This window comes from Streptomyces yongxingensis (assembly GCF_055597465.1).
This window is the reverse complement of record NZ_CM145717.1, coordinates 578,913-603,603: the sequence shown is the minus strand read 5'-3', so window position 1 is coordinate 603,603 and position 24,691 is coordinate 578,913. Positions and strand designations below refer to the sequence as shown.

The 24,691-nt window shown below is 68.6% G+C and carries 20 protein-coding genes and 3 pseudogenes; 12 read left to right on the top strand and 11 right to left on the bottom strand.

Translation table 11 applies throughout. From position 1 onward, the window contains the following. The first annotated feature begins 11 nt into the window (after nucleotides 1-11). Nucleotides 12-197 carry a hypothetical protein gene (locus ACZ6TD_RS02670; protein WP_471349803.1) on the top strand — a complete coding sequence of 62 codons (186 nt, stop codon included), beginning with the start codon at nucleotides 12-14 and terminating at the stop codon, nucleotides 195-197. On the opposite strand, the gene ACZ6TD_RS02665 is transcribed toward ACZ6TD_RS02670, so the two are convergent. Then, complete coding sequence (locus ACZ6TD_RS02665) at nucleotides 178-2,895, bottom strand: family 78 glycoside hydrolase catalytic domain (protein WP_471358777.1); 2,718 nt, start codon at nucleotides 2,893-2,895, stop codon at nucleotides 178-180. The genes ACZ6TD_RS02670 and ACZ6TD_RS02665 overlap by 20 nt on opposite strands. A gap of 314 nt (nucleotides 2,896-3,209) precedes the next feature. On the opposite strand from ACZ6TD_RS02665, the gene ACZ6TD_RS02660 reads away from it, so the two are divergent. Further along, a complete protein-coding gene (locus ACZ6TD_RS02660; protein ID WP_471349801.1) occupies nucleotides 3,210-3,770 on the top strand; it encodes a nitroreductase/quinone reductase family protein in 561 nt (186 codons plus the stop codon). A 610-nt stretch (nucleotides 3,771-4,380) separates the two neighbouring features. Further along, entirely contained in the window at nucleotides 4,381-4,836 is a 456-nt protein-coding gene (locus ACZ6TD_RS02655) for a MarR family winged helix-turn-helix transcriptional regulator (protein WP_471349798.1), read from the top strand. Here ACZ6TD_RS02655 and ACZ6TD_RS02650 read toward each other — a convergent pair. Next, complete coding sequence (locus tag ACZ6TD_RS02650) at nucleotides 4,828-5,355, bottom strand: VOC family protein (protein ID WP_471349795.1); 528 nt, start codon at nucleotides 5,353-5,355, stop codon at nucleotides 4,828-4,830. The two genes, ACZ6TD_RS02655 and ACZ6TD_RS02650, sit on opposite strands and share 9 nt — an antisense overlap. Before the next feature lie 730 nt (nucleotides 5,356-6,085). On the opposite strand from ACZ6TD_RS02650, the gene ACZ6TD_RS02645 reads away from it, so the two are divergent. The 4 genes from ACZ6TD_RS02645 (at nucleotide 6,086) to ACZ6TD_RS02630 (ending at nucleotide 9,547) form a co-directional block, all read left to right on the top strand. Then, complete coding sequence (locus tag ACZ6TD_RS02645; protein ID WP_471349794.1) at nucleotides 6,086-7,126, top strand: cupin domain-containing protein; 1,041 nt, start codon at nucleotides 6,086-6,088, stop codon at nucleotides 7,124-7,126. Then, a complete protein-coding gene (locus ACZ6TD_RS02640) occupies nucleotides 7,123-8,229 on the top strand; it encodes a zinc-dependent alcohol dehydrogenase (protein ID WP_471349792.1) in 1,107 nt (368 codons plus the stop codon). Before ACZ6TD_RS02645 ends, ACZ6TD_RS02640 begins: the two co-directional genes overlap by 4 nt. Before the next feature lie 25 nt (nucleotides 8,230-8,254). Then, entirely contained in the window at nucleotides 8,255-8,629 is a 375-nt protein-coding gene (locus ACZ6TD_RS02635) for an MBL fold metallo-hydrolase (protein WP_471349789.1), read from the top strand. Between the two features lie 123 nt (nucleotides 8,630-8,752). After that, entirely contained in the window at nucleotides 8,753-9,547 is a 795-nt protein-coding gene (locus ACZ6TD_RS02630; protein WP_471349786.1) for an antibiotic biosynthesis monooxygenase family protein, read from the top strand. A 171-nt stretch (nucleotides 9,548-9,718) separates the two neighbouring features. On the opposite strand, the pseudogene ACZ6TD_RS02625 reads toward ACZ6TD_RS02630, so the two are convergent. Further along, a pseudogene (locus ACZ6TD_RS02625) lies at nucleotides 9,719-9,981 on the bottom strand (hypothetical protein); the annotation flags it as partial. 231 nt (nucleotides 9,982-10,212) lie between these two features. Between ACZ6TD_RS02625 and ACZ6TD_RS02620 the strand changes: the two are divergent. From ACZ6TD_RS02620 to ACZ6TD_RS02605, 4 genes and pseudogenes are all read left to right on the top strand, one after another. Next, a pseudogene (locus ACZ6TD_RS02620) lies at nucleotides 10,213-10,305 on the top strand (DNA-binding response regulator); the annotation flags it as partial. Between the two features lie 160 nt (nucleotides 10,306-10,465). Then, nucleotides 10,466-10,681 carry a hypothetical protein gene (locus ACZ6TD_RS02615; RefSeq protein ID WP_471349781.1) on the top strand — a complete coding sequence of 72 codons (216 nt, stop codon included), beginning with the start codon at nucleotides 10,466-10,468 and terminating at the stop codon, nucleotides 10,679-10,681. Nucleotides 10,682-10,687: 6 nt separating this feature from the next. Further along, nucleotides 10,688-11,458, top strand: coding sequence for a hypothetical protein (locus ACZ6TD_RS02610; protein WP_471349778.1), 771 nt, complete (start codon nucleotides 10,688-10,690; stop codon nucleotides 11,456-11,458). Then, on the top strand, nucleotides 11,358-12,128 hold the full coding sequence (locus ACZ6TD_RS02605; protein ID WP_471358774.1) for an MMPL family transporter: 771 nt from the start codon (nucleotides 11,358-11,360) through the stop codon (nucleotides 12,126-12,128). The genes ACZ6TD_RS02610 and ACZ6TD_RS02605 overlap by 101 nt, the downstream gene beginning before the upstream one ends. A 188-nt stretch (nucleotides 12,129-12,316) precedes the next feature. Here the strand turns inward: ACZ6TD_RS02605 and ACZ6TD_RS02600 are convergent, their stop codons facing one another. The 5 genes from ACZ6TD_RS02600 to ACZ6TD_RS02580 form a co-directional block, all read right to left on the bottom strand. Then, complete coding sequence (locus ACZ6TD_RS02600) at nucleotides 12,317-14,074, bottom strand: amylo-alpha-1,6-glucosidase (protein ID WP_471349775.1); 1,758 nt, start codon at nucleotides 14,072-14,074, stop codon at nucleotides 12,317-12,319. Nucleotides 14,075-14,124: 50 nt separating this feature from the next. Continuing rightward, complete coding sequence (locus ACZ6TD_RS02595; protein WP_471349772.1) at nucleotides 14,125-14,973, bottom strand: carbohydrate ABC transporter permease; 849 nt, start codon at nucleotides 14,971-14,973, stop codon at nucleotides 14,125-14,127. Then, a complete protein-coding gene (locus tag ACZ6TD_RS02590) occupies nucleotides 14,970-15,944 on the bottom strand; it encodes a carbohydrate ABC transporter permease (protein ID WP_471349769.1) in 975 nt (324 codons plus the stop codon). The genes ACZ6TD_RS02595 and ACZ6TD_RS02590 overlap by 4 nt, the downstream gene beginning before the upstream one ends. A gap of 14 nt (nucleotides 15,945-15,958) precedes the next feature. Continuing rightward, entirely contained in the window at nucleotides 15,959-17,212 is a 1,254-nt protein-coding gene (locus ACZ6TD_RS02585; protein WP_471349766.1) for a sugar ABC transporter substrate-binding protein, read from the bottom strand. 136 nt (nucleotides 17,213-17,348) lie between these two features. Beyond that, entirely contained in the window at nucleotides 17,349-18,407 is a 1,059-nt protein-coding gene (locus ACZ6TD_RS02580) for a LacI family DNA-binding transcriptional regulator (RefSeq protein WP_471349763.1), read from the bottom strand. Nucleotides 18,408-18,930: 523 nt separating this feature from the next. Between ACZ6TD_RS02580 and ACZ6TD_RS02575 the strand changes: the two are divergent. Further along, nucleotides 18,931-19,248, top strand: a pseudogene (locus tag ACZ6TD_RS02575) (carbohydrate-binding protein); the annotation flags it as partial. On the opposite strand, the gene ACZ6TD_RS02570 reads toward ACZ6TD_RS02575, so the two are convergent. The 3 genes from ACZ6TD_RS02570 to ACZ6TD_RS02560 form a co-directional block, all read right to left on the bottom strand. After that, a complete protein-coding gene (locus tag ACZ6TD_RS02570; protein ID WP_471349760.1) occupies nucleotides 19,235-21,217 on the bottom strand; it encodes an alpha-L-fucosidase in 1,983 nt (660 codons plus the stop codon). The pseudogene ACZ6TD_RS02575 and the gene ACZ6TD_RS02570 sit on opposite strands and share 14 nt — an antisense overlap. Nucleotides 21,218-21,285: 68 nt before the next feature. Further along, nucleotides 21,286-23,694: a ricin-type beta-trefoil lectin domain protein gene (locus ACZ6TD_RS02565; RefSeq protein WP_471349758.1), complete on the bottom strand. Its 2,409-nt coding sequence runs from the start codon at nucleotides 23,692-23,694 to the stop codon at nucleotides 21,286-21,288. A 44-nt stretch (nucleotides 23,695-23,738) separates the two neighbouring features. After that, nucleotides 23,739-24,608, bottom strand: coding sequence for an RICIN domain-containing protein (locus ACZ6TD_RS02560; RefSeq protein ID WP_471358770.1), 870 nt, complete (start codon nucleotides 24,606-24,608; stop codon nucleotides 23,739-23,741). Between the last annotated feature and the right edge of the window lie 83 nt (nucleotides 24,609-24,691).

The following is a 24,691-nucleotide window of genomic DNA, read 5'->3' as shown; positions in this document are numbered from 1 at the left end:
AAGCCGACCCCGTGCTGCTGCTGACCGGCTCGCGCGCCAGTGCGCTGAACACTGCCCAGGACAAGACCACATCCCCGGCGCACTCCAACGGGCCGAGGCCGTACAACCGTTCGAAGACCGCCGAGTTGAACCTGGCGGCACCCCGGAAGGTCGCCGACTGGAACCGCGTGCGGGACGTCAATGGGACCGGACGGTGAACACCCAGGTCCCGGAGCCGACTCGGTACGAGACCGCCTGGTCGGTGACCTGTGTCTTCCTCGCTTCGGTGGGGGCTTGGACGCGGTGGTCCTCGTCGGTCAGAGGCACCCGTACCACCGCGCGGCTGTTGGCCGGGATGGTGACGGTCAGCCGCAAGGTGCCCCGTGTCTTCTTCCAACTGCTGGCGACGCGGCCACGCACCGTCTCCTGCGAGGCGGACACCTGGTCGAGGGAGCCGGGGATCCGCGGCTCGACCGCGATGTCGCGGTAGCCGGGCTCAGTGGGCCTGATCCCCGCGAGAACGGTGTAGAACGAGGTGTTGATGCCGGCGAACATCGCGTGGTCGTGGGTTTCCATCGAGGAGCGGTAGAGCCACTGCTCCCAGGTGGTAGTGGCCCCGTTGGCGAGCTGGAAGCCGAAGCCGGGATACGTGCGTTGGTGGAGCATGGTCATCGCCAAGTCGATCCTCCCGGTGCGGGCCAGCGCGTCGACCAGGTAGCGGGTGCCGAAGATGCCGGTGTCCAGGTGGCCGCCGTCGTGCTCGACGACGGTCCGGGCGAGTTGGTCGCCGACGTCGTCGGCCTTGCCGGCGGGCACCAGCCCGAACGCCAGCGGGAGGATGCTGGTCACCTGGCGTCCGCTGCCGTACGTATCACCGGCTTCGTTGAGGAAGTGCGCGTTGAACGCGTCTTTGATGCGGCCTGCCAGGGACTCGAAGTGGCGCGCGTCCTGCCGGTGCCCGAGGACTCCCGCGGCCTTCGCCGTGGCCCGGGCCTGCTGGTAGGAGAGGGCGGTGTTGACCAGGGAGACCTCGCTGAAGCAGTCCCCGGCGGTGGGGCTGCCCATGCCGTCGTTGGCCTGTGGCCCATGATCGGGCGGGCACCAGTCGCCGAAACCCTTGTCCGCGGGCCAGATGAGCCCTGGTACCTCGGCGGCGTTGCGGTCCACGAACCGCTTCATGTCCGGGTAGGCCGTCTCCAGTGCGTTCCGATCGCGGTACTGCTCGTACAGAGTCCAGACCAAGGTGACCTGACCGCCGGCCATGTCGGGGTACTGTGCCTTGACGTCGTCGGAGGGCAGCGCCGTGCCCGGCGGCAGGTCCCGCAGATACTTCGCGTAGAAGCTCCCCATACCGAATTCGCGCGTCGCGGCGTCCCGGTATGCCTGGACGTCCATGGCCGGAGGGGTGCGCTCGTCGCGCACCGGGGTATCGGTGGGCGTGCTCATGGAGTTGTTGAGGACGCTCCAGCGGTTGTTGTGCCAGATGTCGTTGAGAACCTCGCTGGAGGAGCTGAAGGTGCCGGTCGACGGCACATCCGCGTGGACGACGCGTGCGCGCACGTCCCCGAGGTCTGCCGTCCCGGGGAAGCCGGTGACCTCCAGGTAGCGGAAGCCGTGGTAGGTGAAGCGCGGTTCATAGCTCTCGCGACGGCCCGTCCCCGCCAGGGTGAAGGTGTCGGTCGCCGAGGCATCCCGATTGGTGGCGGCGTCCAGCGTGCCGTCGGCATTGAGCTCCTCGGCCGTACGCAGGGTGATGCGCGTGCCGGCCTCACCCTTGGCACTCAAGCGCGCCCAGCCGGCGATGTTCTGGCCGAAGTCGTAGACGTAGGTGCCCGGTCGGAGTTCGGTCACCTTCCTCGGCCTCAGGGTGTCCGTCACCCGGATCGGCGGCATGGTGTTGGACCGCAGAGCGCCCTGCGGCGCGTCGACCATCGACACGCTTTCCCAGGAACGGTCGTCGAAGCCGGGCTCGTCCCAGCCGTCCTGTTCCCTCCGGGCGTCGTAGGACTCACCGTCGTACAGATCGTCCGCGGTGATCGGCCCGATGGACCACTTCCAGGACGGGTCGGTGGTGAGGCGACGCCGGGTACCGTCGGTGTAGGTGACGTCCAGCAGCGCGATCGCCTGCCGCCGGCCATTCCAACGGAAGCCGTACCGGCTGAAGTTCTCCCCGTAGCCATGGCCCAGCCACAGTCCCACGGCGTTGCCACCCTTGCGTAGCGCCTTCGTCACGTCGTACGTGTCGTACAGCACCCGCCGGTCGTAGGGCGTGTTCGCGGGTGCCAGGACGCGGTCGCCGACCTTCGCGCCGTTGAGGCGCAGCTCGTGGAAGCCGAGACCGGCCACATACGCCCGCGCGCCGGCCACCTCCTTGTCCAGGGTGAACTCCTTGCGCAGCAGGGGAGCCCCGGCCTGTGGATCTGATGGGCCGATCCACCGCGCACCTTCCCAGTCCTCGGGCGCGCGCAGTGCCGTCTCCCAGGAGGAGGGGGCGCTCCACGCCGACGCTCTGCCGTGCTCGTCCCAGACGCGAACCTTCCAGTGGTAGCGCGTGCGTGGGCTGAGCCGCTGACCGCCGTAGGGCACCCCCACGGACTCGTCGGAGCGTTGTTTACCGCTGTTCCAGACGGTGCCCTGGTTGTGCGCCAACCGCTCGGCGGAGGTGGAGACCAGGATCTGGTAGGCCGACTGCATGGCGTTGCGCGACTCGGTGTTCAGCTTCCACCCCAGCAGAGGGCGAGCGGGGTCGACTCCGAGCGGATCGGCCCGACCATCGACGGTGGCGCCACTGACGTGGAGTCCGCTGTCCGCAGCGGCAGCCGGGGTACCGGTGACCAGCGCCGTGGCCAGGAGCGCAGCGGCACCAAGGGACGCCAGCACACCTCGGTCAGCTGCGAGTCCGCTGCGTCCGCACACGTCGAAGACCTTTCGCAAGGGGTATCGCCCAAGTGCCACCGGCAGGAGGATAAAACGATTCAAGACGCGTGTGTTCGTTATAGCAGCGCGAGCCGGAGGCGGCTAGTACTCCCGTTACGGCTCGCCATCGCCACTGGTCAGGGGTGTGACGCCAGCGGAACAACGCCGTTGGACCACGCGTGGCGCGCGGCGCCTGGTGGTGCTTTCCGGTTCAGCCGCTGTCATATGACTGCGCATCATCCCCTTATGCGGAGCACGTGCTCCGCTCCGTGTTACCTTGTGGAGCAAGCGCTCCGCATAGCGAAGGGGATGCCATGTCCGACCCGTCCACAACCACCGCAGACGAGGCCGAGGCCCCTGCCATCAACAGATGGAACGACCAGATCATCGCCGAGGTCCGAGCGAACGGCGGGTACGCGTCCTGGAGCAGCGAAGAGGAATTCGCCGCGGGGCGCCCCATCCCGCCCCGGTTTCCCGGCTTCGACGAGCGAGGCATGCCGCTCGTCTTGGTGCACAACATCGGGGCCAAGACCGGGCGCGAGCGGATCAACCCGTTGTTCTACCAGCCGGTCGGCGATGGCTGGGCCGTCTTTGGAACCCACGGCGGCAGTCCGCATCATCCGGTCTGGTACCACAATCTCATGGCGAATCCGCGGGTCACGGTCGAGGTGGGCACGGAAAAAGTGCCAGTCGTAGCCCGGCTCGCGGAGGGCGCGGAGCGCGAGCGGATCTGGGCGAAAGAGATAGCGCTCGTCCCGAAGTTCGCCGAGTTCGAGGCGGCCGCGGGCAGACAGATCCCAGTCATCGTGCTGGAGCGTGTCCATGGAGAGGCCGCCGGCTCGCCCCTCCCCCGGGGAATGACCCCGCGGCCCTGAGTCGGCACTCCACGGTGGTCGACCAGGGCAGAACGCATTGCCGCGTCCCGGCCCCTCAGAACCGGATATGCAGTGCCACCGGTACAGCGGCAGCGTGCCTTCCGGCAGCTCCCCCGCCCGCCGGACGATGTCCACCACCATGTCCAGGACGTCCCGCAGCTTCGGGAAGCGAGGAGCAGCCCTTGCCCGAGTGCATCCGGCAGCGCCATGAACTGCACGCGGGGCTGGTCGTTGCCATCGCCGAAGGCGGTATCACGGCGCTGGACCTGATCGCGGAGCACAACACCACGCGGCGGCCCGTCGCCGGGGAGTGGTCCGGTCACGGCACCAGCGCGGCCTTGCCGGGACGAACGCGAACGCGTCATCCGCGGGCGGGATCCGCGGCCGACCGGTGTACCCCGCACGACGGTGGTTCCGCCGAGCGCACGCACGAGACGGGCAACCGGGCGAGCTCATCTCCGCCTCGCGCAGGGCGTGGAGCAGTGAGTTTTGATTCCGCGGCGAGGATGGCGCTCGCCTGGGAGCGCGGGATACGGGCCGGGGCGAGCCGGGCGGGTGGCGATGGCCCCACCGCGAGACCAGTAGGCCAAGGTGTGTCAAACTTCTTGATATGCGTGAGTATGAAGATCAACCGTTGGGCTTCCTGCTCTACCAGGTGATGGCTGCACTGCGTCCGCTTGTGGCCGCGGAGCTCCAGCCGCTCGGCATCGGTTTGCCGGAGTTCGTGTGCATGCGCAACTTGTCCATGTTCCCCTCTCAGTCCAACGCTGAGCTGGCCCGCCATGCCGGCGTGTCGCCGCAGGCGATGAACAAGGTCGTGCGGGATCTCCAGGAGATGGGCGCGATCGAGCGGCCGACCGCGGTGTCGTCGGGCAGGAGCCTGCCCGCCCGGCTGACGCCCAAGGGCAAGGCCCTGTTCAAGCGGGCCGAAGCAGCGGTGCGCGTCGCCGACGAGCGTCTGGTGATCCACCTCGCGTCCGGCGAGCGGCATGAGCTCAAGAAGCTGCTCCACGCGATCGACGCGCGCAACGTCGGGGGCGGGGTGTCGACGGCTCGGTCACGCTGAAACGCGGCGGGCGCGGTCGCGCTGTCGTTCCAGTCCACTCGCATCCAGTTGGGCGCGAGCACAAGTCGGGCGAGCGGGCACGCCGGTATGGGGGTAGGCGGCTGCCTGGTTCTTCAGTGCGGGACGGAAGGCGTCGCCGCTCTCGAACCACTCGGCCTCGTCGTAGAGCCCGAACTCGTGGCCGTCGGGGTCGGTGAACACGTACGTAGGGCCGAAGCCCAGCTCGCCGTCGACCCAGCCGCGGCCGTGGCCGGCCGCCTCGATCGCCGCGACGCGCCGCGTCAGTGACTCGGGGCTCGCTGCGCGCAGGTGGGTGCGCGCGATGCCGGCGTGCCGGTGGCCTCGAAGCGTCAGGGTGTGGTGCTGGTAGTCGTCCCACGCGTGCAGGTAGACCAGCTCCCCTTCCTCGCCGACGACACGCAGGCCGAGGAAGTCGGTGAAGAACCTGACGCTGTCGTCGAGCTTCGGGGTCAGTAGCCGCACGTGCGCCAGGTGTGCGATGTCATGTCGTGGCGCCATGGGTGAGGTGATCCGCCTTGAAGAGCGGGGCACATCAGGTGTGAGGGGAAGCGGTGCCTGCGTGCAGCTTTCGGGCGGTCCGCACGGCACCGACTGATCGCACCTGCCGCGTGCCGGCGGTGGTGCCGAGGTCAACGGTGACGAACTCAGTGCCGACCTCGCCGAACCCCGAGCACCGCGACGCGGATCCCCCGACCTCGGTGGCGCGTCCGTGACCGGTCCGGCGTGGCCGACCTTATGCCGGCCGGGCAGTCACGTGCGGGTAGTGGCACACGAAGGCATCAGCGCGGCCAGTAGCACGTCGGGCCGGAACTGGCCTTGGCGGACTCACCGCGGGCACCGTAGCCGAGACACACCACGGTGGCTCGCCCGCCGCGTGTCGCAGCCAGGGTGATCGCGCCTCCGGCGCGCCAGCGGAACAGCGAAGACGTAATGGGGGAGAAGGTTTCGGGGCGGATGGCGGACGCGTCGCCGCCGACGACCTCTGATCCACCGCTCCGGGCGTCAGCCGCGCCCCTTCCGGCGGGCTACGCGAGACGATGAGCATCAACCAAGTAGACATACATCAACCAAGTTGATAATAATGTCGCGTGGTCCTCGCGGCACACCGTCGCGCCCCGGTGGCAGACGTCGTGGGTGGGGTCAGGCGGGGTCCTGGAGGCGCGACGCGCGCACCGGTACCGAATCGCGGATCTGCCACATCGGAGCGAGCGTTGTCCGGCGCCACGGGATGCCGCCGTGGAACCACCCATATTTCCGAGACGAGGAGGCCGCCATGAGAGGCGTCGAAGACGTGATGATCGCCAGATCCGATCGGCCACTGCGCAGCATCGATCGCGACGAGCATCTGCTACTCGCGTCTCCCTACCCGAGCAAGCTACCGATCAAGCTATGGAATGATCACGAGCTCCTGCCCGTGGTTCACTTCCCGCAGAGGTACGTCGAGCAGGAGTTCGCGCCCCCGCGCGGGGTGTACGAGAACGCCCGGCTCCGGGTCGAGTGGCAGGTCATGAACGGTCGTCAGCCGTTCTACCACCGCAACTGCGACGTCGATGAGATCTCGTACCAGATCGATGGTGAACGGACGCTGATGACCGAACTCGGGGTCATCGAGCACCGGCCGGGCGAGTTCTCCCGGATCCCGCGCGGGGTCGGCCACGACAACTACGGTCGCGAGGAGAGCCACCTCCTCTTCTACCTGACCGCGCCGGTCGACGAGCTGGTCGAGCCGATCCGGACGTCGCAGCCGGTGATGCCGCCGTTCCCCGGTTGGGAGCCGGGCGAGGTCAACGAGGCCGTCACCCAGTGCATGGGGGCGGTCGGCCACGACATCGCGGTGTTCCCTGCGGACGAGACGTTGCTCCTTGAGCGCGTGCACGCCGAGCCCGAGCGGATGCGGGTGCATTCGATCGGTGACGGTGTCGGCACCAGGTGGATCTACGCCACACCGACGGTTCGACTCGGATACGTCAACACGACGGCCGGTGACGGGAGTCGGCGCTACCGGCGGACGCTCGACGCCGACGAGATCCAGTACCAGGTCTCTGGAACCCGCACCCTCGCGACCCAGCGGGGCATCGTCGAGCTGCGTCCGGGCGACTTCGTGCGGATTCCGCTCGGCCTGGCCCACGCCAGCATCCCGCACGAGCGGTCGACCCACGTCTCGCTCTTGTCGCACCTCGAACTTCCGCAGGTCATCGATACCACGCGCACCGCGGATCCCTACTCACCCGAGCGGCTGGCCGCAGCCGTCGAAAGGAGCCAGGCATGAGCACTATGCGCGCAGTGCGGGCCCACGGTGCCGAGAGTGCCCTTGTCGTCGAGGAAGTGCCGGTTCCCCAGCCGGCTTCCGGTGAAGTGATCGTCAAGGTCGAGTCCGCCGGTCTCGCTCCCGGGATGATGTCGCTGCTCAGGATGGGGGCCTTCAAGCAGCTGCCAACGATCCTCGGGCACGAGATGTCAGGCACCGTTTCGGAGGTTGGACCCGACGTACCGGGCTTCACCGGCGGCGAGCGCGTCCGAGTCCACCCCCAGCTCACTTGTGGCCGCTGTGTCCACTGCAGCTCCGACCGCGAGAACATGTGTGCTCAGTACGCCGTGATCGGCCACGCGGCGTTCAGCGACGGTCCGTTGCCGCTGTACGAGCGCTACCACGACGGAGGGCTGGCCGAGTACGTTCGCGTCCCGTTCTGGCTGCTCGACAGGTTGCCCGACAATGTCAGCTTCGACGTCGGCGCGAAGGTCCACGACCTGGGTAACGCCGTCCGCATACTGAAGGAGTGCCACCTGCCACGGGCTGCGACCGTGGTCATCACCGCGGCGACCGGCACGATGGGCACCGCGAGCATCAAGCTCGCCAAGCAGTTCGGCATTGGCCGGCTCATCTTGGTGGGCCGCAGTGACGAGCGCCTTAAGGACGTCGAGAAGCTGGCGGCGGCCGACGGCATCCCCGTCGACTCGATCGCGACCGAGAATCTGCCCGAGGGCTGGGAGGCCGACAGCGGCCTCACCGGCGCGATCCGGCGTCTGGTTCCGCGGGGCGTCGACGCCGTCCTCGACTATGTGCCGGCCGGCCCGATCACCGCTCACGCCATGGCGTCCTTGGCCACAGGCGGCGTTTTGGCGCACATGGGCGGCAACACCGTCCCGGTGCCGATCCCACCGATCGCGATCATGGGCAACTGCTGGCGATTCGTCGGCACCAGAGGCGACACGCGCAACGACGTCGTGGACGTGCTGAAGCTGCTCGAGATCGGTGCCGTCAACGTCGACGACCTGATCACGCACCACTTCCCGCTCGCCGGGACCGCCATGGCGATCCAGGAGATGCAGCAGCGCACGAAGGCCATGTGGATGACGATCGTCCACCCGTAGTGGACCGCTGGCGAGGAATCTCACAATGGAGCTGACGCATTACGGGCACGCGTGCGTGCTGGTGGAGCTCTCGACCGGTGACGACATCATTCGCTTCCTGTTCGACCCCGGTGGCTATGCGCGGGACTTCGAACATGAGGTCGACATCGACGCGGTCTTCATCACACACGCGCACGCGGACCACGTGGACGGCGAGCGCCTCGTCGGCGGTGACCACGCGAGTATCCACGCCGCGCTCCCGACCGTTCCGAACAACGGGTACATCATCGACGGCAGCCTGCTGCACCCTGGTGACGCCCAGAAGATGCATCGCGGTCTGCTGCGCGACCTGGCGCCGGACGGCACCGAGATCGCGGTCCTCGAGCACGGGGTCCCTCAGGATGTCGGGGCGCCGCGGTGAGCAGTGCCGCGGCCTGGTGGCGGCCCGGAGGAGAGCCTGACCGCGGCGCGCATCCGCGCACACCACACATGACGGTTCGCCGGTCGACCCGTTTCGATCGCCACACGATGAGGAAGACCGCTGATGATCGTACTGAACGACCTCGACGTCCGAGCGCCGTTCATGGCTCAGTTGAACTATTCCGGAGACGAGCCCGTCACCCTTGTGAACACCTTCGTCACCCCTCCCGGCCTGGAGGAAGACGCCATCGAGGTATGGCGCCTGGACTCGGAGGTCATGAAGATGAAGGTGGGGAACATCTCCCAGCAGCTGTACCGCGGAGCGGCCGGTCGCGTCGTCATCAACGTCGCCAACTGGGAGTCTGCGAAGGCGTTGCGGAACGCCTTCATGAGCCCCGAGTTCCAGGCCCTGCTACCGGCCTACCCGGACGGATCGGCGGCGTACCCGCACCTGGTGCGGCCGGTGGAGGTGCCCGGTGTCTGCCTGGGCGCACCGTGGGACCGGGAGCCCGCCTCGGCGGTGCGGGAGTCGCCCGCTGTCGGCGAATCCGCGATCGAGTACGTCGACCTGTGTCCTGACGTACCGCTCGCCGAGCAGCTCCGGGCCACCAAGGGTGCCTTCACGCTGCTGGACATCTTCGTCGTTCCGGATGGCGCGGTCGACCAGGCCATCCACGCGTACCAGAAGACCGGTGTGTACCTGAAGGGCCGCAGCGGGTTCATCCAGGCCCAGCTCTACCGGGGCATCGAGAGCAGCAACGTTCTGGTCAACCTGGCTGTCTGGGAGGCCGTGGGTGCCCTGCAGGACGCCCTCTCCGACCCGGAGTTCCGGGCCATGCTCGCCCACTACCCTTCCGGAACGCGTTGCTTTCGACAAGTGCTCCGCCGCGCCGCCGTGCCCAACGTCTGTGTCGACTAGGTTCTGACTTCACATGACCTCGGATGGTGGATCACGCACACCATCCCCGCCTCGCTTCCGCTGTGGGCGTGACATGTAAAGACAACTCCCAGCATCCCTCGGAGATCTCCGACAACGGCGAGCGCGGTAACCCACCGGGCGTCACCTTGCGCACCCTCGTCGCGGAGGCCGACGCAGCCGCGCCACCTGGTCGGTGACGACCTTCACGCCACCCCCGCCTGCCAGCCGAATGAAGTCATCCACCGTGGTGTCCGCGAGCAGCCGTCCGCGGCCGACGATGACCAAATGGTCGGCGATCAGGGCCGTTTACGCGCGCTGCGCCCGGGGCGGACGGACCTGGCGTCCAGCAGAGCACCGATTTCGTGCAGCGGCGCCGGGTGCTTCGCGTAGGCGCGACCGTTGACGGTGACGGAGCCCGCGGGCGACTCTTCGAGCGGCGACTGGTACTGCGGTACCGTGGGCCACCGCCGGCAGGAGCCCGTGTCACTGGCGCTACCCATCGCGAGGTGGCACGTCAGGTCGAGGTCCTCCTTCTTTGATCGGCATCGCGGGCAGAATGGGCGCGTGCTGTCTTTCGACCGGGCCCGTTTCCGGCTGCCTCGTGGCGCCCGCGCTGACGCCGCGCTGGCCGGCGCGGTGTTCGTGTTGGTCGCGCTCGCCGAGGGGTCATGATGAAGCTGGGGGCGCGGGACAGGTCGCAGGTCGTGGTGGTGGCGTACGAGTCCGGAATGGGCAGCCCGGGCTGGCTGGCGCAATAGGCCGGCGGCGGGGCCGACGGACCCTCCGGCGAGCTGGTGGCCGCGGGGCTCGACGCGACCCCTGGGGTACGGCGTGGCCGCGGCGTACATCCGCTGGGGTAGGCCGAGTGTCATCCGGGGACCGACGATCCCAGCCCCGTCGCGCGCCACGATCAGAGGCATGAATCCGCCCACCTTTCCCACACTGGTCACTGCCGCGTCGGTCGGTGCGCTTGTCGGGGCTGCTGCCGGGTTGTTGCTGGCCACGGCCGCCGGGGCGCTGCCCATGGAGATCGGCGGCGTGCTGACCGCCCTGGTGATCGGCGTGCCCACGATGTGCGGCGCCGTGGTGGGCGTGTTTTTCACGCCAGGCAACTCCCGCTCGAAGTCGAGGTAGTCACCCATGTCTCCCACTCGCGGCTCGGCCGCGTCCATTGCCCCGCCCGCTCCGGGCCGGCCGGAAAAGCCGCGCGGCGGCCGGTTCGGCGCCCTGGCCGGCTGGGCGCAGCGTCACCGTTGGGCCGCTCTGCTGCTCTGGGTGGCCGCCCTGGCCGCCGTCACGCTGGGTTCGCAAGCCGCGGGCTCGGCGTACAAGAACGACTTCTCCCTGCCGGGGACCGATTCCCAGGCCGCCACCGACCTGTTCACCGAGCACGGTTCCGCCCAGGCCGGGGACTCCGTCGAGATCGTGCTGAAGGACGGCCGGGGCATCGGGGGCCGCGAGGCCGCCGTGGAGAGGATGCTGGCCGAGGTGAAGGGGCTGCCGAGCGTGGCCGATGTACGCAGCCCGTACGCCGATGCCTCCGCCGTGTCCAAGGACGGGACGATCGGCTACGCCACCGTGACGCTCGACGGCAAGGCCGAGGCCGTGCTGGTCATCCTCGGGCTGCTCTTCGGCTCCGTGGTGGCGGCCGCCGTGCCGCTGATCACCGCCCTCTTCGCGGTCGGTGGCGCCCTCGGCCTGATCGTCATCGTCTCGCACGTCTTCACCCGCGCAAGGCGACGAGGCCGCCGGCCGGGCCGTGCGGTCCGGGCTGGCCAAGGCCGAGGGCGTGGCGGCGGCCGACCCCGCGATGCCCACCGAGGACGGCGCCCTGTCCACCGTGATCGTCTACCCCAGGGCGGCACCGCAGGACGAGGGCACCGCCGACCTCGTGCACCACCTGCGCGATGATGTGGCCCCGGAGCTGGAGCGCGACACCGGCGCCAAGATCCTGGTCGGCGGAGCCACCGCCGCCTCCCAGGACTTCGCGGACACGGTCGCGCGGCGGCTGCCGCTGTTCGTCGCCGTCGTCGTCGGGATGTCGTCGCTGCTGCTGATGCTGGTCTTCCGGTCGGTGCTGATCCCCATCAAGGCAGCCCTGTTGAACCTGCTCTCGATCTCCGCGGCGCTCGGCGCGATGACCCTGGTGTTCCAGGAGGGTTTGTTCGGGGTGCAGCCAGGGCCGATCGAAGCCTTCCTGCCCGTGCTGATCTTCGCGATCGTGTTCGGGCTGTCCATGGACTACGAAGTGTTCCTGATCTCACGGATCCATGAGGAGTGGGAACGTACCAAGGACCACTCCCTCGCCGTCCGGGAAGGACTGGCCGCCACCGGCAAGGTGATCACGGCGGCCGGGGCCATCATGATCGTGGTGTTCGGGGCCTTCATGCTGAGCACCGACCGGATGCTCCAGCAGTTCGGGCTGGGCCTCGCCGTGGCGATCCTGGTGGACGCGTTGGTCATCCGCTGCCTGATCGTCCCGGCAGCCATGCAGCTGTTCGGCAAGTGGGCCTGGTGGCTGCCCGCCCCCCTTGCCCGACGCCTGCCCAAGGTGGCGCTCGAGCGCCCCGCGGACAGCTGACGACAGGGAAGCCCCCGCCCCTGACAGACCGAATTGGACTCGTTGGACTGCTCCGTACCCAGTCCGTGACGCATGCGCACGGACTGGGTACGAGGGGCCCACATGTGCCACGCGCCCTCGGCCGGTGCCTCCGACCCTCCACCTGCCCCATCCGCCGCGACGAGGCGAGGCGCGCGGTGCGGAGGGTCTTACGCTCCGGTCCGTGACGTGGTCGCGAGATGGCGGAGTTCGTGGGCCTCGGCGAGAAGGAGGTAGCTGCTGGCGGTCCAGGTGTAGGCGCGGTCGCGCAGGCCCATTCCGGTGAGGGCGTCGAAGTTCTCTGCGAAGCCGTGGGTTTCGCAGAGCCGCCGGAAACGGGCGCTGATCTCGTCGGCGAGGCGGCCGTGTCCGGCGCGGCGCAGTCCGTCCTCGATGAGGACGGTGGCGGGCGCCCAGATCGGACCGCGCCAGTAGCCGTCCGGGCGGTAGTGCGGCGAGCTGGGCAGTTCGGTGGCGAGTCCGTACGGAGTCAGGTGGGCCTCGATCCGGGTGGTCAGGGTCTTACCGACGTGTCCGGGGAGGTGCTCGCCCAGTGCTATGGGCATGAGGCCGAGCAGGCTGGAGGTGTTCCAGGTTTTCGAGCTGTCGACACCACGGGTCACGAACCGTTCCTTCGTCCACAGCTCGTCGAGCATCGCGGCCTGGGTCGCGCCGGCGGTTCGGCTCCAGCGGCGGGCCTCGTCGGGAAGACCCAACTCGCCAGCTGTCGCGGCGAGTTCGCGGAGCTGGAGAGTGAGGAACGCGGCCAGGTCCGCTGTGACGACCACGCGCTCGGGATCGAAGGTCGTGGCGTTGTCCCAGCCGCTGTCGTTGCCGTGCTGGTAGTGGGGCAGAGCGGCGTGTGGTGCGCGGCGTGCGGTGAGCCAGAAGTTTGTCCAGCGTTCCAGCCGGCGGTAGACCTCGGTGAGTTCCGCGCGGCCCGGCGGTTCGGGCAGCCGCCGGCGCAGCCGGGCCAGGGTCCAGCCGTGTACGGGTGGTTTGACGAAGTTGTAGAGGACCTCCGAGTGGGTCACCGAGTCGGGCAGCGCCCCGCTCTCGTCCTGGTGGTCGAACGGCAGCAGGAACTGGTCCCAGGCCAGTTCGGGCGCTCCGGGCGCCAGGGCGAGGGCGTTGAAGCAGTGGTCCCAGCTCCAGACCTTGTCCATCCAGTGCTTGGACATCAGCACGGCGGGCCGGGTGACGAGGCCCGCCGGGGCGACCGTCGCCGACCACAGGACGTATGCGGCGAGCTCGGCGGCCGGGGTGCGGGACGAGCGCCAGGGGGCAACCGTGTTGGTGAAGGCGGCGAAGGCGTGCTCCGCGGTGGCCACGACCTGCGGAAACGTCGCCGAGGAGGCGTAAGGGCGGCGTGCGCTGTCGATTTCTTCGACAGCGGCCTCCCAGACTCCGTCGGCCTGCGCGCTGATCGCGAGGCCGCGGTCGCCGTTGCCCAGAGCCTGGCTGCCGAAGACCTCGGCGCCGGCGCCGGACAGTGCGGTGATCCGGTACCGGCGGCCGGTCTCGTACGACGTGAACACGTACGCTCCGTCCACCGGGTCGCGGTAGAAATAGGCGCCCGTGAAGGGGGTCAGGGCCGCTGCGGCCGCGGTGATGCGCAGGCCGAGTCCTCGGCCGCGCAGACGGATGGTGTCCGGTGTTTCGTAGGAGCAGTCGATCGTGCCCTGGCGTCGGGTCCAGCGGAGCAGGCCGGGCGTCGCCTCGACCCGGGTGACGGCCCGGCTGCCCGTCGCCGGGTCGAAGGGGAGGAGTCGCAGGACGGCCCGCATGCCGTTCTGGTGGGACACGAGGTGGAGGTCTTCGGCACGCTCGTTCTCCCCGAGTACGTATGAGATGCCGAACCAGGAGCCGCGGGTGCTGAACGGAATGTCGTGGATGGAGAAGGCCGGGCCGGATCGGGCGGCGGTCATGAGGGGGTTACTCGTTTCTTCAGCAGGGATCGTCGGCGATCGGCGCGAGATCAGTCCTTCACCGCGCCGGCGGTCACGCCGGCGGCGACGTAACGCTGGGCGAGGACGAGGATGACCGTCGCCGGCAGCGAAGCCACGACGGCGGTGGCCATGATGGCGTTCCACTCCTGGTTGTTGTTGCCGATGTAGTGGTAGATGCCGAGGGTGATCGGCTCGTGGGCGCCGCCACCTGCGAGGGTGCTGGCGAAGACGAAGTCGGACCAGGACCACAGGAAGGCGAACAGCGACACGGTGACGACCGCGTTGCGGCTCATGGGCAGTACGATCGACCGGAAGGTGCGCAGCGGGCCGGCTCCGTCGGTCTTCGCGGCCTGCAGCAGTTCCTCGGGAATGCCGGACATGAACGCGGTGAGGATCAGTACCGCGAACGGGACGGCCAGGGTGGAGTCCGCGACGATCAGGCCGGGCACCGACTGGAGCAGGCCGAGGCTGAGGTAGATGGCGTAGAAGCCCATCGCCATGACGATGCCGGGGATCATCTGGGCGACCAGGAAGAGGAAGCTGAGCACACTGCCGCCGCGCGGGCGTAGTTTGGCGAGCGCGTAGCCCGCGGGTGCGGCCAGGGCCACGGTGAGGACGACGGTGCCGAGGCCGATGACCAGGCTGGTGCCGAGGTAGGGCAGTTGCTGCTCCAGGACGGCGCGGTAGCCCCTCAGCGTGCCGTGCGCGGGGAACAGGTCCGGAGGCCCTTTGCGCATGTCCTGGTCCCGGGTGAAGGACACATTCAGCATCCAGTAGACCGGGAAGAGCATGACGCCGGTGAGCAGGAGGCCCGTGGCCGTCTTCCACCAAGTGGTGCGTGTCCGGCGCGGGCGGGGTGGGGTCGTGGTGGTTTTCATGAGGCGTACTGCTTTCGCTGGACCCTCAGGTGCACCAGGCCGAACACGAGAGCGGCGACGACGAGCAGGTTGCCGACGGCCGCGCCGGGACCGAAGGCGGGCAGCAGGTTGCCGAAGCCGAGCCGGTAGGACCAGGTGGCGAAGGTGGTGGAGGAGTCCGCCGGGCCACCCTTGGTCATGATCCAGATAATGTCGAAGACCTTGAGGGTGTAGATCAGGCCCAGCAGGAGGGTGATGGCGGACACCGGGCGCAGTAGCGGGAGGGTGATGCTCCAGAAGCGTCGCCAGGCGCCTGCGCCGTCGAGGGCGGCGGCCTCGTACAGGCTGGAGGGGATCGACTGCAGCCCGCTGTAGAGCACGACGAGGTTGAACGGGACGCCGATCCAGATGTTCGCGATGATCACCGAGGTGAGCGACCAGGACGGAGAGGTCAGCCAGTTCACCGAGTCGATGCCGACGGCGTTCAGGACGGCGTTGACAATGCCCGAGTCGCTGTTGAACATCCACGACCAGGTGGAGGCCGACACGATCAGCGGCAGCAGCCACGGCACGAGGAACAGGGCGCGCAGGGTCGCGGAGAGCGGGAAGTGCTGGTTGAAGAAGACCGCGAGGGCCAGGCCGATGGCGTACTGGAAGAGCAGGCAGACAGCGGCGAACACCGCGGTGTGGGCGAGCGCCGGTGTGAACGTCGGGTCGTCGAACACGGTCTGGTAGTTGGCGAGGCCCGAGAAGGGCGCGTCGCCCTGGACGAAGGATCGGACGGTGTAGTGGCGCAGGCTCAGGTCGAGGTTGCGGTAGAGGGGATAGGCGTAGAAGAGGAGGAGGTAGAGGGTCACCGGGGCGAGGAAGGCCCAGGCGGTCCAGTGCCGCGAGGGGGTGCGGCGCCGTGGTGTCGTACGGTTCGGCGCGGTGGTGGCCGCCTCGTCCCGGTCGGGCACGGCCCGACGGTCCCGCAGGTGTGTACGGCTCATCAACGGCCCCTGGATCACGGTTGGCCGACCGAGTTCTGCGCGGCGACGAGCGCGTCCTTCGGGGACTTGGCTCCACTGAGGGCGGACTGGATCGCCTTCCACATCTGCTCGGAGATCTTGGGGTACTTGGTGCCGAGATCGCCACTGGTGCGGCCCTCGGCCGCCTTGACCGCCTCCGCCCAGGGCTTGAACTTGGCGTCGGCCGCCACCTGCTTGTCCCGCACCTCGCTGGTGGGTGCCATGTAGGACAGGGTGGTGTCGGTGGTGTAGAGGTTTTCAGCGCCGGTCAGGCAGGAGACCAGCTTCCGCGTTGTGGTGTAGCGGCCGGTGTCGCTCTGGACGGGGATGGTGACGAATTCGCCGCCGGTCGGCGCCGCGGCGGTGCCACCATCGGCGCCGGGGACGGGCAGGACCCCGTAGTCGAAGCCGGTCTTCTCGGCGTTGGCCTGCTGCCAGGTGCCGTTCTCGGCGAACGCGTAGTCGCCGCTCGCGAACTCTTGCCAGCTGGTGGTCTGGGTGTTGTTGATCACCGAGTTGGGGGCGTGGCCCTTCTTCAGCCAGTCGGTCCACAGGGACAGCGCCGACACGCCCTGGGAAGAGTCGAGTCGGGTCAGCTTCGCGCCCGAACCCCAGAACCAGGGCAGGAACTGGAAGCTTCCCTCCTCGGTGCCGATCGCGGAGAAGGTGATGCCCTTCTTCCCGGCCTTCCTCACCTTCACAAGTGCCGCCGTCAGCGACGTCCAGTCCTTGACCGAGGCGATGTCCACGCCCGCGATCTTGAGGACGTCCTTGTTGTAGTAGAGGGCGAGGGTGTTGACCCCGACCGGTGTTCCGTAGGTCTTTCCGCCCGACTGGCCGGCCCCGAGCAGATTGGGGTCGACCTTGGAAGTGTCCAACTTGTTGTCGTCGGTGGTAGTGAGAACGCCGGCCTCCGCCAAGGTCGGCACCACAGGATTGTCCACGATGAGCACGTCCGGAGAGTTGTCCTGCTGGGCCGCCAGGAGCACCTTGTTCGACAGGTCGCTGGTGTCGAAAGCGGTCCGCTTGATCTTCACACCGGCCTTGCCGCCGCAGCCGTCCAGCAGCTTCGCCCACGCCGAGTCCCCGGTGAATTGGGGGTACGGGTCCCAGATGGTGTAGGTGCCGCTGTCCGCCGCCTTTGTCCCGGTGCCGCCCAGGCCGGAGCCGCAGGCGGTGGCACTGGTGGCGAGAGCCAGAGCGGTCAGGACTGCGACGGTCAGACGGCGCTGTCCGGAGAAGCTGTTCATCGCGGGCTCCTTTGTTTCTGGCATGCGGGTGCCGAGGGCATTGGGTGGCCGGGGCGGGCGCGCCGGACGGCGCTGATGCGCGGTTCGGGAGTTCGGCCGGGCGGGGAAGGAGGACAGGGGTGTCCCGTGGGTGTGGTCAGGACGCGGTACGGGGCACGGCGTCCGCGGTGGGCGTGGCCCCTGGCGGGGTTCCCGCGGGCCCGGTGCTGGCCCGCAGCGAAATCGGCGGTGCGAGGAGATGGTGCCGGGGTGCCGCGTCGGGATGGTCGAGCCGCTCCACCAGCAGGTCGACGGCGAGACGGCCCATCTCGGCCGCCGGCACGTCCGCTGCGGTGAGCTGTGGGGTCACCGTCTCCGCCCAGCGGCCGGCCACGACCCCGGTGACGGAGAAATCGCGCGGCACATGACGGCCGGCCTGGGCCAATCCCCGGTAGAGGCCGCCCAGCGCGGCCTCGTTCAGCGTCACCAGGGCCGTGGTGGCCGGGTCGTCGTGCAGGATCCGTTCCACACAGGTCTGACCCGCGGCGGCGTCATCCCCGCACGTGTACGTCCGCACCGTCAGCCCGCGTTCGGCAGCGGCCTTCGTGAAACCCTCGAGGCCACGGTGCGCCGACTCGTAGCCGGCCCGCAACAGCTGCTCGGGGCGGTTGACGAAGGCGACCCGGTGGTGACCGAGATCCGCCAGATGCTGGACGCACGCCGTCGCCAGCGCGGTGTGATCCAGTCCCACCCACCACCCGCCTTCGGGACGAGCGGTACGGCCGATGGCGACGGAGGGGAAGCCGAGGGCGGCCAGATGGTCCACCCGGTCGTCCTCCAGCCTGATCTCCATCAGGATCGCGCCGTCGACCCGCCGTTCCCCCAGCAAGCGCTGGAAAGAACGGTCGCTGTCCACGCCACTGGGCGACAGCAGGACGTCGTAGTCGTGAGCCGCGGCGGCCTCCACCACGCTGCCGATGAAGTCCAGTTGCATCCCCGTGTAGTGGTTCCCGGCCGGCGGGAAGACCAGGCCGAAAGTCCTGGTCCGCCCGTTGGCCAGGGCGCGGGCGCTGGCGCTGGGCCGGTAGCCCAGCTCATCGACAACCTGCTGGATCTTCCGGCGGGTGTCGTCCGAGACCGGGCGCTTGCCGCTCAGCGCGTAGGACACAGTGCTCCGCGAGACACCGGCCCGCCGGGCGATCTCACCGATGTTCACGGCGACTCCTAGCTCGAACCGGTTCGGCATCTCGAAGGAAGGAACGCCCGCCGGTCGTGAGGTTGGGTGAGGGAACAAGGCGCGACGGCCGGTCGTCGAACCGGTTCGCGTCAAGTGAACGTAGGAATCATCTCAACGCCTGTCAACACCCTTGGCCACGCTGCTGCGAACCGGCAGCGAACCGGCAGCGGGCCGGGAAATCCTCGTGCTGGAGGGATTGCTGGTGGGGTGCGCCGGTGCTAGCTTCGCCGAACCAGTTCGATGTGTGGCTCGTGATCGAACCGGTTCGACGTCCGCCGTCTCGGACCCTCTCACCGGAGACGGCCTGAGAACAAGCGGCAGGCCCGGCTGCTCTTCGGCGGGTCCACCGGCGAGGGCCACATCGCCTTCGCGGGCGTCCCGAGGAAGGTCTTCGGGGACCGTGTGCACGCCTGGGTGCGGGAGATCGAGTGGAGCGGTCAGGTAGGCGATTCCCCCGGACAAGGCGCGCACGTACGAGGCGCGGGACGCGAGGCTCACGGGCGAAGCCACCCACTACAACCCGGACCCGCTCGCACGCCACGCCGACATCACCGTGGGCGGCGACGCGATGCGGCGCGTCAGCTTCCCCCACAGCTTCCACCAGGACAACTTCTGGGAGCTGACCGTCCCGGTCCACCTCAAGAACGGGCAGAACACGATCACCTTCCGCTCCGGGGAACTGCCGAACTTCGACGGCACCAGCTACGCCTCGGACACCCCGGCGAGGCGGAACTGCCGCCCGGTTACGCGAGGTGCCCGCCTTCACGGCGGCAGTGCGGCGCGGGCCGCACTGCCTGTGGGACGGTTCAGACGCCGGTGATGGTCCATTCGTTGTTGGTGCTGGAGTTCGGAGTCCACATCACCGTGGTCGAGCCGGCCGTGGTGCTGCCACTGCCGTCAAGGGCGGTACCCGTGCCCCGGTTGATGATCTGGTAGCGGTTGCCGCCGAGGCTGGTGAGCGACCACTGCTGGTTGTTGCCGCCGTTCCAGACCTCCTGGCGGGCGGGAGCGCCGTTGGCGGAGTCGCCCCAGCTGTCGGCGGCCATGCCGTTGGTGCGGTTCATGATGCGGTAGTAGCCGTTGCTGAGGTCGATCAGCTGCCACTGCAGATTGGTGCTCCCGTCGTAGTTCCACTGCTTGAGGTTGGATCCGGAGGCGACGTTGCCCCCGCTGTCGAGCACCAGTCCGCTGGTCACGTTGGCGATCTTCACCCAGGTCGTCGAGCCGCCCGGCGGGCCCAGGACGGGGATCTCACCGGAGAAGGTGAGCTTGACCGTGTACGCCAGGGCGCTGAACGGCGGGTTGGACGAGGGCATGGTGAGGTGCAGGCCGGAGGCGTCCTGGACCGGTGCGGGCAGGTCGATGTAGGCGCCGGCGGTGTTGTTCAGCAGTTTGGCGCCCGTCAGGCTGCTGAGGTTGATCTGGTTCGAGTTCAGTGTCGTGATGGTCATGGTGCCGCCCTGCCAGCCCAGCGCGGTGGCGTAGAGGACCTTGTTGTCCCGGCTGCGGGTGAACCGGACGTCCTGCGGTTTGCCGGCCACCGGTCCGCTGAACGAGCCTCCGCCCATCTTGGTGGGGCCCTCGCCGTAACTGGCCCAGGACCGGGTGCCGTAGACCGCCTCTCCGAAGCGGCCGAGCCAGTCGCCCATGGCGAGCAGGATGGACCGCTGCCCGGAGGGGATGGTGCCGTCGGCCATCGGGGCGATGTTCAGCAGCATGCTGCCGCCCTTGCTGACCCGGTCGATCAGCGAGTGCAGCAGTGCCTGCGTCGAGTAGTAGCCGATGCCCTCCGTGTAGCACCAGCTGGAGGAGGAGATGCTGTCGTCGGTCAGCCAGTAGGGGGTGAGCAGCCCTGCCGGGCCGCCGCGCTCGAAGTCGAAGACCTCACCCTTGTTGTTGAGGCCGTCCTTGTAGGTCGCGACCACGTCCTTGTTCCACGCGACCGCCTGGTTGTAGTAGTGCGCGAGGAACTCGAGCCGGTAGGACTCCTGCACCAGGTTCAGGTCGAAGTCCTGCCAGACCAGATCCGGCTGGTAGCCGTCGATGATCTCGACCAGCTTGTCGTACCAGAGCTTGTTCTCCGCGGCCGAGCCCTGCTGGGCATAGAGGACGCGGAGTGTCGGGTCCGACTGGGACGGCACGTGGTCGTAGTAGCCGTTGAAGTGGTAGGCGTGGTGCAGCGAAGCCATGAACTTCAGCCCCTGCCCGCGGATGGCCTGCGCCTGCAGACCCACCAGGTCGAGTCTGGGACCGTGCTGGACCGAATTCCACGGGTTGGAGCGGCTGTTCCACATGGAGAAGCCGTCGTGGTGCTCGGCGACCGGCCCGGCGAACCTGGCGCCCGCGGCCTTGAACAGCTGCGCCCAGGCGTCCGGATCCCACTTGCCGCCCTGGGAGACTGGTTTGGGGGCGAACTGCACGTAGTTGCCGGCCTTGTCGCGGGCGCCGTCGATGAAGTTGTTGTACGGCCAGACCGAGGGGTCGCCGTAAGTGGCGATGTGGTGCCGGTTCTCGGCCGAGCCGCCGATGTACATGTTGCGCGGATACCACTCGTTCCCGAACGCGGGGACGCTGAAGACGCCCCAGTGGTAGTAGATGCCGAACTTGGCGTCCTGGAACCACGCCGGGGCGGGAGGATGCTGGTCCACGGAGGACCAGTTCGGGGTGTAGCTTCCGGGACCGTCGGTCGCGGCGGCCTCGGGGGCGAACCGCAGCAGGCCGAAGGCCGTGGCCGCGCCGGCCGCCGCCAGCAGTCTGCGTCGGCTGAGCGGCAGGGAGGATGAAGACATGGATGGGTGCCTCTCGGGGGATGACGGAGGTGGTGCGGGACTCGGTGGTCGTTCAGCCCGTCAGCGGATCAGTCGCGCGTCCACTTCTGGTTGCTGTCGCCGTTGCAGGTCCACAGCTGCAGCAGGGTGCCGTTGGCCGTTCCCGCGCCGGTGGCGTCCAGGCACAGGCCGGACTGGACACCGGTGATCGTGCCGTCGGCGTGGATCGTCCACTTCTGGTTGCTGCCGCCGGTGCAGTCCCAGATGTCCACCTTGGTGCCGGGGCTGGTGCCCTGGCCCGCGGCGTCCAGGCAGTAGCTGCCGTAGACCCGCAGCTCACCGGCCGAGGTGTCCGTCCACTGCTGGTTGCTGCCGCCATTGCAGTCCCACAGCTCCACCTGGGTGCCGGCCGTCTGCGACTGGTTCGGCACGTCCACGCACCGGCCGGAGGCGGCCCCGACGATCGTGCCGGTCGTGCCGCCGTCGTTTCCGCCGCTGCCGGGGGTGATGGACAGGTTGTCGAACTGTGCCGTCTCACCCTGGCTGGTCCCGTAGCCGATCTGTCCGGTCGCCCAGGTGCTGTCGTTCACGGAACCGACCGTGGCACCGTCGATGACCGCGGTGATCGTGGTGCCGGAGAAGGTGAGGCCCAGGGTATGCCACCGGTTGGTGCCCAGCGCCGCGGTCGTGCCGCGGGCCAGGGTGGAGACGTTGCCGCCGGTGTTCGTGTTCAGGATCGACCAGGCCCCGGTGTCGCTCACCCGCAGGCGGTAGGCGTTCTGCCCTCCGGTACGGTCGTAGTCGTGCCCGCCCGCACGGCCGATCAGTTCGACGTATCCGGGCTGTTCGAGCATCACGTCCGACGAGGCCGTGTAGTTGCCCCAGCTTATGTCACCGAGCAGGGCGTGCGGATCGGTCAGCTTGTCCCAGGTGATCGGCTTCTGCGGGCTCATCTGGCGCACGCACTTGCCGCTACGGCCGCCCCCGCAGCCCACCGCCTCGAAAGCGCCCTGCCAGTCCATGAGGTACTTCGCCTCGGTGCCGGTGGCGTTGCCGTCGAAGGAGTCGCTGTACGGCAGCTTCATCGAGCTCTTGGCAGGACCGGTGGCGGTGCCCTTGCCCTGTCCGGTCGTGGTGGTCAGGGTGTACATGTGGCCGGGTTGTACGGTCAGGCTGAAATTGCTGCCGGACGGGGTGATGTCCGGGGCATGCACGAAGTAGTCGGCCGTGTTGCCGGACCTGACGTCGGTGGACCATACGTGGACGGTCCCGGTGGACAGCCCCCCGGTGACGTTGAAGTTCAGTGTCTGGGCGCTGCCGGCGTCCATCGTCTCGATGACCGTGGAGTAGTCGGAGTTGTTCGTGGACTTGAGTGAGACGTAGCTGCCGTTGTTCCGGTTGCCGCCGATGTAGCCGCTGGAGGAGTCGAGGTACCGCCACCCGGGGGTGGTGAACTGGCTGGTGTGTGCCATCACCCAGGCGTTCTTGCCGATCGAGTAGGAGCCGGACCACGGCTGCGAGGCCAGGGCGAGACCCATGGTGGGGTACGGCAGGTTGGGTGTGAGCGCGGCGACGACCGGCCAGTTGAGGTACGCCGTCATCCGGCCGTCGATGTATCCGCGGTTGATGCCGCGGGCCACGGCCTGCGCTCCCCCGTTGTAGTCGTCCGAGCCGTTCTCGCTCGCCCACAGCGGCTTGCCGGAGGATGTGGCGGCCGACGGCACCGAGCAGTTGGACTGCGACGACCGGTAGCCGCAGGGATAGTGCGTGCCGATGGCGCTCACCGAGGCGGCGAACGCCGGGTTGGAGTTGACGTCGTTCGCCACGTTCCAGTCCGAGTCAGCCGCGACGATCTTGACGTTGCCGTATCCGTTGCTGTTGAGCGCGCTGCGCAGCTGCTCGTACCAGGAGACGTTGTAGCCTCGCTCGTTCCACCCGCCGAGGTAGTCGATGCTCAGTCCGTGCTGCTTGGCGCAGCCCAGCCAGGAGAGCAGATAATTGGTCATGTCGGTGGACCAGAAGTTCCCGCCGCCGATCCAGCCGGGCGCGCCCCAGGCGAGCCCGTACAGCTTGATGTCCGGGTTGCGCGCCTTGGCCTGTTCCATCAGCCACCATTCGTAGCCCCGGTCGCAGTTCAGGTCGGACCGGGTGTGCTGGTGACTCGGCTCGGCCCCCGAGGTGGAGTTGGTGTCGCCGCCGATCTCCGCTTTGAGGATCTGCAGGGAGGCACCGTAGCCGGGCCGGAACAGGTAGTCGAGGATCTGGCCGCGCTCGGGCTCGGGATAGTCGATCAGGAGTCTGCTGTTGCCGCCCCCGCCGCTGATCGCGCCGACGCCGTCGAAGGTCCGGCCGCCGGACGTGCCGTTGATCGTGATGGAGGTGGCGGCCTGGGCCGGCACGGCAGCCGTGCCGACGAGGCCGCCGGCGGCCAGGACGAGGCCCGTGAGCACGGCCGTCGAGGTGCGCAGACGCCGGAACAGCCGTCTGAATGCTGACACTGGTGGGTTCCTTTCGCGGGTCGGAGGGTCCCGTTCAGCCGCGGTCAGCGGAGGATGAAGTCCTGGTTCGTGCCGGGCGTGTTCTCGCACTGCCACTGGTCCAGTTGCTGACCGGGGTTGTCGCCTGCGCCGTAGACGTCCAGGCACAGACCGCTGTTCTTGTTCTGGAATTCGTAGGAGCCGTCGGACTGCCGTACGGGCAGCCGCCGCCGCTGGACGAGGCGGGTGTCAGATAGACGGCGAACGCGTCGTGCGAACCCTGGAACGTGAACGGCACGGTGATCGAGCCGCCCGAGGCGCTCACGTTCTGGTCGTACACGATCTGCGGGGCACCGAGCGGTGCCTGGTCGGGGATGCGGTGCACGGTGACGTGCACGCCGCCGTCGTTCGCGAGCCAGGGCAGGGACGCCAGCCCGTTGAAGGTCACGGACGCGGCGCCGGTGTACCCGTTCGAGTCGCCGATGACCGCCACCGCTCGCTTGGCGGAGGAATCCACGGAGGCCGAGATCGCCGTCGAACCGACCTGGCCGGACGTGTCCACGAGGGTGCCCGTCATGTCGGCGTAGTCCCGAAGCGCCCACCAGTTGCCGGTCGGCTGCCAGCTGCCCCCGCTCTGGGTCAGGACTCCGGTCAGGTTCGGGATGACGCAGCACACCCAGTTGCCGCGCATCGCGTTGGTGTACCCGGACTGCGCGAACCGCGCGAGGTACCAGGCCGTCACCCCGGCGGTCTGCCGGTCGGCCGGCTGGTACTCGTTCGAGGACAGCGGCAGCGGGCCGATGCCCGCCGCGGTCAGGGCGCCGTTCAGGGCCCGCGCGACGGTGACCGGGTCGTCGACATCGCCCTCGTTGTGGTTGGCGATCATGTCCGGCACCGTCCCGGCCGCCTTCACATGCGCGAGCCAGGTCCGCCATTGGCCCGGGTTGCGCTCCGGGGTGAACGCGAATGACGGCCCGACGATCTGCGCCCCGGGGGCGATGCGCCGGATCTCCCGGTA

Bases quoted from the DNA above. Each gene is read 5' to 3' on its own strand.
- ACZ6TD_RS02660 (WP_471349801.1), top strand. From the start codon at position 3,210: ATGTCCGACCCGTCCACAACCACCGCAGACGAGGCCGAGGCCCCTGCC.
- ACZ6TD_RS02655 (WP_471349798.1), top strand. From the start codon at position 4,381: ATGCGTGAGTATGAAGATCAACCGTTGGGCTTCCTGCTCTACCAGGTG.
- ACZ6TD_RS02650 (WP_471349795.1), bottom strand. From the start codon at position 5,355: ATGGCGCCACGACATGACATCGCACACCTGGCGCACGTGCGGCTACTG.
- ACZ6TD_RS02645 (WP_471349794.1), top strand. From the start codon at position 6,086: ATGCCGCCGTGGAACCACCCATATTTCCGAGACGAGGAGGCCGCCATG.
- ACZ6TD_RS02640 (WP_471349792.1), top strand. From the start codon at position 7,123: ATGAGCACTATGCGCGCAGTGCGGGCCCACGGTGCCGAGAGTGCCCTT.
- ACZ6TD_RS02635 (WP_471349789.1), top strand. From the start codon at position 8,255: ATGGAGCTGACGCATTACGGGCACGCGTGCGTGCTGGTGGAGCTCTCG.
- ACZ6TD_RS02630 (WP_471349786.1), top strand. From the start codon at position 8,753: ATGATCGTACTGAACGACCTCGACGTCCGAGCGCCGTTCATGGCTCAG.
- ACZ6TD_RS02615 (WP_471349781.1), top strand. From the start codon at position 10,466: ATGAATCCGCCCACCTTTCCCACACTGGTCACTGCCGCGTCGGTCGGT.
- ACZ6TD_RS02610 (WP_471349778.1), top strand. From the start codon at position 10,688: ATGTCTCCCACTCGCGGCTCGGCCGCGTCCATTGCCCCGCCCGCTCCG.
- ACZ6TD_RS02605 (WP_471358774.1), top strand. From the start codon at position 11,358: ATGCCCACCGAGGACGGCGCCCTGTCCACCGTGATCGTCTACCCCAGG.
- ACZ6TD_RS02600 (WP_471349775.1), bottom strand. From the start codon at position 14,074: ATGACCGCCGCCCGATCCGGCCCGGCCTTCTCCATCCACGACATTCCG.
- ACZ6TD_RS02595 (WP_471349772.1), bottom strand. From the start codon at position 14,973: ATGAAAACCACCACGACCCCACCCCGCCCGCGCCGGACACGCACCACT.
- ACZ6TD_RS02590 (WP_471349769.1), bottom strand. From the start codon at position 15,944: ATGAGCCGTACACACCTGCGGGACCGTCGGGCCGTGCCCGACCGGGAC.
- ACZ6TD_RS02585 (WP_471349766.1), bottom strand. From the start codon at position 17,212: ATGAACAGCTTCTCCGGACAGCGCCGTCTGACCGTCGCAGTCCTGACC.
- ACZ6TD_RS02570 (WP_471349760.1), bottom strand. From the start codon at position 21,217: ATGTCTTCATCCTCCCTGCCGCTCAGCCGACGCAGACTGCTGGCGGCG.
- ACZ6TD_RS02560 (WP_471358770.1), bottom strand. From the start codon at position 24,608: ATGGCGGACCTGGCTCGCGCATGTGAAGGCGGCCGGGACGGTGCCGGA.